Origin of the sequence: Acidovorax sp., from assembly GCF_046339755.1 — a bacterium.
Classification (GTDB): Bacteria; Pseudomonadota; Gammaproteobacteria; order Burkholderiales; family Burkholderiaceae_C; genus Acidovorax.
In genome coordinates this window covers 1-5,687 of sequence record NZ_JBKDTZ010000309.1, presented here as the reverse complement: position 1 = coordinate 5,687, position 5,687 = coordinate 1, and the positions used below count along the sequence as shown (strand labels likewise).

At 69.1% G+C, this 5,687-nt stretch carries 7 protein-coding genes; 3 read left to right on the top strand and 4 right to left on the bottom strand.

Annotated features, from left to right (window positions below; translation table 11 throughout):
• Positions 1 to 615, bottom strand: a 615-nt coding sequence (locus ACK59X_RS26890; RefSeq protein ID WP_409961590.1) for an SDR family oxidoreductase, incomplete at its 3' end; no start/stop codon positions are given.
• Positions 616 to 769: 154 nt separating this feature from the next.
• Here ACK59X_RS26890 and ACK59X_RS26885 point away from each other — a divergent pair.
• Positions 770 to 1,744 carry a LysR family transcriptional regulator gene (locus tag ACK59X_RS26885; RefSeq protein ID WP_409961589.1) on the top strand — a complete coding sequence of 325 codons (975 nt, stop codon included), beginning with the start codon at positions 770 to 772 and terminating at the stop codon, positions 1,742 to 1,744.
• Between the two features lie 144 nt (positions 1,745 to 1,888).
• Positions 1,889 to 2,398 carry an SRPBCC family protein gene (locus ACK59X_RS26880; protein ID WP_409961588.1) on the top strand — a complete coding sequence of 170 codons (510 nt, stop codon included), beginning with the start codon at positions 1,889 to 1,891 and terminating at the stop codon, positions 2,396 to 2,398.
• Positions 2,399 to 2,411: 13 nt separating this feature from the next.
• On the opposite strand, the gene ACK59X_RS26875 is transcribed toward ACK59X_RS26880, so the two are convergent.
• Entirely contained in the window at positions 2,412 to 3,284 is an 873-nt protein-coding gene (locus tag ACK59X_RS26875) for a hypothetical protein (RefSeq protein ID WP_409961587.1), read from the bottom strand.
• A gap of 29 nt (positions 3,285 to 3,313) precedes the next feature.
• A complete protein-coding gene (locus ACK59X_RS26870; RefSeq protein WP_409961586.1) occupies positions 3,314 to 4,240 on the bottom strand; it encodes a LysR substrate-binding domain-containing protein in 927 nt (308 codons plus the stop codon).
• Between the two features lie 108 nt (positions 4,241 to 4,348).
• Here ACK59X_RS26870 and ACK59X_RS26865 point away from each other — a divergent pair, with 108 nt between their 5' ends.
• Positions 4,349 to 5,050 (top strand): glutathione S-transferase family protein, encoded by a 702-nt coding sequence (locus ACK59X_RS26865; protein WP_409961585.1) that lies wholly within the window; start codon positions 4,349 to 4,351, stop codon positions 5,048 to 5,050.
• A 2-nt stretch (positions 5,051 to 5,052) separates the two neighbouring features.
• Here the strand turns inward: ACK59X_RS26865 and ACK59X_RS26860 are convergent.
• A partial coding sequence (locus ACK59X_RS26860) for an SDR family oxidoreductase (RefSeq protein WP_409961584.1) occupies positions 5,053 to 5,687 on the bottom strand: 635 nt, incomplete at its 5' end.

Sequence of the window (5,687 nt, the reverse complement as noted above, 5' to 3'; positions counted from 1 at the left end):
CTCCCCCGCCCCCACCGCCCCCGCCGCCCAGTCGAGCCCCGCCGTGCCCAAGGAGCCCGGCTCCTCCACCGTGGCGTGGCTGCCCAGCGGCGCCAGTTCGGCGTGCAGCGCCTCGGTGAGGCCTTCCACCGCAAACTTGGTCGAGCAATACACGCCGAAGCCCGCGGCGGACTGCACGCCGCCCAGCGACGAGATATTGACCACGTGGCCAGCGCGGCGCGCGCGCATGGCCGGCAGCACGGCGCGTGTCACGTTCAGCAGGCCGAACACATTGGTCTCGTACAGGCGGCGCACCTCGTCGGCGGTGGCCTCTTCCACGGCGCCCAGCAAGCCGTAGCCCGCGTTGTTGACCAGCACATCGATGCGGCCGAAGCGCTCCAGCGCCGCGCCCACGGCGTGGCGGGCCTGGGCCTCGTCGGTCACGTCCAGCGCCAGGGGCAGCAGCGCATCGCTGGCGCCCAGGCGGCGGGTGATGGACTCGGCGCTGCGCGAGGTGGCGACCACGGCATCGCCCTGGGCCAGCGCGGCCTCGGCAATGCGGGCGCCGATGCCGCGCGAGGCGCCGGTGATCAGCCAGATGCGGGGGAAGGAAGAAGAAGAAGCGTGAGCGGTCATGGCAGAAGTCCTTGGAAAGGTTGAATTTCGGGGTTCTGGCAGACGTGGTGCGCTGCCATGGGGATGAACTTTAGGCATGCCATTGCCATTGCACTAGCCCATAATCACTCGCTTCATTCACAAGCAATTCTTGCTAATCAGCAGGAAACTCGCCATGGCCATCAACGAACTGCGCGCCATTGCCACCTTTGCCAAGGCGGCCGAACTGGGCAGCCTGCGCCAGGCGGCTTCGGCCCAGGGCATCACCCCGCAGGCCGCCAGCCTGGCGCTGGGGCAGCTCGAATCGCACCTGGGCGTGCGGCTGTTCCACCGCACCACGCGCAGCCTGAGCCTGACGGAGGAGGGGCGCCAGTTCCTCGACGCCGCCCAGCCCGGCCTGGCCACGCTGCAGCGTGCCGTGCACGGTGCGCGGCGCGGGCGCGAGGAAATTGCGGGGCCGCTGCGCATCACCGCGCCGCGCTCCATGATGCTGGAGGTGATCTGGCCCGTGGTGGATGCGTTCGTGCGCCGCTACCCGCTGGTGGAGCCCGACGTGCAGCTCGAGGACCGCATCGGCAACTGGGTCGAGGACCGGGTGGACGTAGGTTTTCGCTCGGGGTATCCGCCCGAGGGTGGGGTGATTGCGCGGCGCCTGCTGTGGCTGCAGCTGGTGGTGTGCGCCACGCCGGCCTACCTGGCGCGCCACGGCACGCCCACGCGCATCGAAGACCTGGCACAGCACCGCTGCAGTGGCTTTCGCCACCCGGCCACGGGCAAGCCCATGCCCTGGGAGTTCCAGGTGGGCGAGGACATCGTGGCCCATGCCATCCCGCCGGCCTTCTGCGCCAACGACATCGAGCTGGAGGCGCGCGCCGTGCTGGGCGGCCATGCCATCGGCCAGCTGGTGGGCGTGACGGCCGCGCCGCTGGTGCGCAGCGGCCAGCTGGTGCCGGTGCTGACCGGCTTCATCCCCCGGCACCTGGGGCTGTATGTGTACTACGGCAGCCGTGCCGCCCAGCCGGCGCGCGTGCGCGCCTTCATCGACCTGGCGGTGGAGATGCTGGCGGACAACCCAGTGTTCAGCCTGAGCCCCCAGGAGCTGGCGAAAGCAGCGCCCAGACCCGGACGCCGCAGGCAAAGCGCCACCTGAATCCGGTTTGTTCACAGTTCATTCGCTGCGGGAAGGGGTAATTGTTCACGGTTTGGCTAACAGTCCGTTTGGGAAAACGGTATTTATCGTTTCCGCCGTCCACAATACATTCGGTTCACTCTCCAAGAACCGGACGCCAGCACCATGCCCACCTTTACCGCCACGGTCCAGACGCATATCAAGGCCTCGCCCGCCCAGGCGTTCGGGTTCATCGCGCCCGTCGATCCCACCACGCTGTTCACGGGCTACGGCCCTCTGCCTGCGGTGACCGGCACCCGCGACCAGACCGGCCCCTGGGATGCCCCGGGGCAGACGCGCACGGTGGCCATGTCCGATGGCAGCAGCGTGCAGGAAGGGCTCAAGCACTACCGCCCGGCCCAGTACTTCGCCTACACGGTGAGCGGGTTCTCGGGCGCCCTGCGCTGGCTGGCCACGGGGGCCGATGGCGCCTGGTGGTTCGACCCCGAGGCCAATGGCACGCAGACCACGGTGCGCTGGCGCCATGCCTTCCATGCGCGCTCGAAGTGGGCGGCACCGGTGCTCTGGCTGCTGGCCAGCGTGCTGTGGCGCGGTTACATGCGCAAGGCGTTGCGCCTGGCCAAGGCACAGATCGAGAGGGTGCCGCGCGCGCCCGCAGGAGCGCTGTCGGCCTGAATGGGCGCGCCGGTCAGTTGCGCACGGCCTCGAAGAAAGGCTTGCCCTGGATGACCGATGGGCGGACGGTGAAGGTCTTCAAGGGCGGCAGCGGCTTGTTCTGCCCCTCCCTGAGCGGACGTGGAACACCGGGCTTGAGCGCAGGCTCGATGCACCCGCTTCGCACCGCCTTGAGGACCTCGGGGTTCAGGGGCCGGCGCTGGCCCAGGCGGCTGCCCGACAGGAACAGTACCTGCCCCTTGAGCTCTGCCCGCTGGTCCATGAGCGGCATGGCCTGCAATTCGTCGAAGCCCACGCGCACGGAGTTGCCGCCTTCCAGCCGGTACTGCACCACCTTCACCACCGATGGCTTGCCAGGGCTCTCGTCCACCACATCGCCCAGGTAGAAGTAGCGCACCGACTCGGCCGGCATGGGGGGCAGCTTGTAGCTTTCGGACCAGTTGCTGTTGCCCTCGCTGAACAAGGGGCGCAGGGTGCTGGGGGCCACGTCGTCCGCCGACACGGCGAACACCGGCGCGCGGGCATTGGACAGCGTGTGGCCATGGAAATCGAACTCCACCATGGCGCCCTGCGCGTCCACCTTGCGGGCAAATGCGGGAAACAGGGTTTCTTCCTGCCGCACCTGCTGCAGCCGGACACCACTGCCCTCGGCCTTCCAGCGGCCGGCCGCCACCATGTCCAGTGCACCACCGGTGAAGGCGAAGCAGTAGGTGTTGTCATCGAGCAGCGCGAGCTGGGCCACGGTGTCCACCGATCCTCCGCGGTATTCGCCCACATAGCCGGACTCGGCCGGGGTGACGGCACCGGCGCTGGAAGCGGCCACCAAGGTGGCCAGGGCCGCAGCGGCGGTGCGGGCATTGCGCAGGAAATGGGAGGTGTGGTGCACGGCAGGGTCCGGGGTGGAATGGTGGGCCACTATAAGGCCCTGGACTCCTCGAACCCACGGTAGCGCGCCAGGCCCTCGGCCAGGAAGTCCACCGCCGCGCGCACCGAGGGCAGTTGCCCGCGCCGGTGCGAGATCAGCAAGGTGGTGGTCATGCTCGCGCCGTAGCGGAAATCCGCCAGCAGCCGCACCAGGCGGCCGGCCTCGATATCGGGCTGGCACAGGCCGCGCGGCAGGCAGCCGATGCCCACGCCCGCCAGGGCCGCCCGCAGCAGGGTCCAGGGCTCGTCGGCAAAGAAGCGCGGCACCGGCCGCACTGTTATGGTGGCCGCGCCATCGCGCAAAAAGGTCCATGCCTGGGCCGATGGCGCGGGCGAAAGCAGCAGGGCGTCGTGCCCAGCCAGTTCGCCCGGATGGGCTGGGGTGCCGCGCCCCGCGAGGTAGCCCGGCGAGGCCACGGCGTAGAACGGCTCGTGGCCCACGCACCGCTGCACCAGCTCCGAATCGGGCAGCGGGGCGGAGTGGTCGCGCACCCCGATGTCGAAGCCCTCCTGTACAAGGTCGACAAAGCGGTCGGTGGCATGCAGCATCACCTGCAGCCTGGGATGGCGCGCGGCCAGGGCGGGCAGCAGGTCGGCCAGCACCAGCTGCGCCGTGGTGACCGAGGCCGTGATGCGCACGATGCCCGCCGGCTCGGCCTGCAGGCCGCGCACCACGTTCTCGGCCGCCTCGGCCTCGATCAGCATGGCCGCGGCGTGGCGGTAGAAGGCCTGGCCGGTGTCGGTCACCACGAATACACGCGAACTGCGCTGTATCAGGCGCACGCCGAGCGTGGCTTCGAGCTGCGCCACGCGTTTGCTCAGCGTGGACTTGGGCACCTCCAGCGCCCGCGCAGCCGCAGCAAAACCGCCATGGTCCACCACGCGCACGAACCACTGAAGGTCATTGAGGTTGAGCATGCCCATCGTCCACAAAAGAAGACGATGAGTCTACTTTTACCCGGCTACCCAAGCAAAGGCCACATCCGTATCTTTGCAAGGTCTTCTTCTTTCAACCAAGGACCTGCAATGACCCCGACCCTTTTCTATGGCGTACCCCAGGGCTGCTCACTGGCCAGCATCATCGCGCTCGAATGGCTGGGCGCGCCCTATGCCCTATCGCGCATCGAGATGCTCGAACACCCCTGGCCCGCTGCCTTCGCCCGCATCAACCCGCAGAACCTGACCCCCGCCTACGTGACGGCCGAGGGCGGCACGCTCACCGAGAGCGTGGCCATCCTCCAGCACCTGGCGGCGCAAAAGGGCCACCAACTGGGTTACCCACAAGGCAGTCCGGAGTACGACCGCCTCAACCAGACCCTGGCCTACCTGGCCACGGACTTCTTCGCCGCATTCGCACCACTGTGGGCTGCCTACGAAATGGCCACCGACCCGCCGCGCCAGGAAGCCCTGCGCGACCTGGGCCGCCCCCAGGTCGCCAAGGGCTGCGCCTACCTGGACCGCCTGCTCGCCGGGCGCGAATGGATCGACGGTGGCGGCAAGAAGACCGTGGCCGATGCCTACCTGGCCGCCGTGGCGCGCTGGGCCGAGTACCACGGTGTGCTGCGGGTCGAGGACTACCCGCACCTGGCGGCCCACCTGGCCAAGCTGCGCGCCGACCCCGCCGTGGTGTTTGCCGATGCCATCGAGCGGCAGCAGCCCGCCACCAGCAGTGGCGGATTCCAGGGGCATGTGGCGCTGCACAACGTGGTGGCGGAACTACCGGCGTGAGGTCAGGCGGCAAAGCCTCCATCGATCAGGAGACTCGCGCCCGTCACCATGCCTGACTCAGGTCCGGCCAGATAGGCCACCATGCCGGCGATCTCGGCCGGATCGGCATGGCGGTTCACAGCCATCATGCCGTGCATGTTGCTGGCCATGGGGCCGTCGGCGGGGTTCATGTCGGTATTCACGGGGCCGGGCTGCACATTGTTCACGGTGATGCCGCGCGGGCCCAGGTCGCGTGCCAGGCCCTTCGTGAGCCCCACGACGGCGGCCTTGCTCATGCCGTAGACGCTGAAGCCGGCCCAGGGCAGGCGATCCGAATTGGTGCTGCCGATGGTGATCACGCGGCCATAGGCGCCGCCCTGGCCCATGTGGCGCACAGCGGCCTGCGTGGCCACGAACACGCCGCGCACATTGATGGCGAGCGTGCGGTCCAGCTCTTCGAGCGGCACGCTGCCGACCTCGCCCATGAAAGCCACGCCGGCGTTGTTGACCAGGATGTCCAGGCGGCCCAACTCACGCGCCGCGCCGTCGATGGCCGCGGTGATGGCGCCAGCATCGGCGCTGTCGGCACGCAGTGCCAGGGCGCGGCCGCCTGCGGCCTCGATCTCGGCGGCCAGGGCCTGGGCGGGCGCCTCGTTGC

What these genes read in the sequence shown, in the direction of transcription:
- ACK59X_RS26865 (WP_409961585.1), top strand. Translation starts at nt 4,349, where the DNA reads ATGACCCCGACCCTTTTCTATGGCGTACCCCAGGGCTGCTCACTGGCC.
- ACK59X_RS26870 (WP_409961586.1), bottom strand. Translation starts at nt 4,240, where the DNA reads ATGCTCAACCTCAATGACCTTCAGTGGTTCGTGCGCGTGGTGGACCAT.
- ACK59X_RS26885 (WP_409961589.1), top strand. Translation starts at nt 770, where the DNA reads ATGGCCATCAACGAACTGCGCGCCATTGCCACCTTTGCCAAGGCGGCC.
- ACK59X_RS26880 (WP_409961588.1), top strand. Translation starts at nt 1,889, where the DNA reads ATGCCCACCTTTACCGCCACGGTCCAGACGCATATCAAGGCCTCGCCC.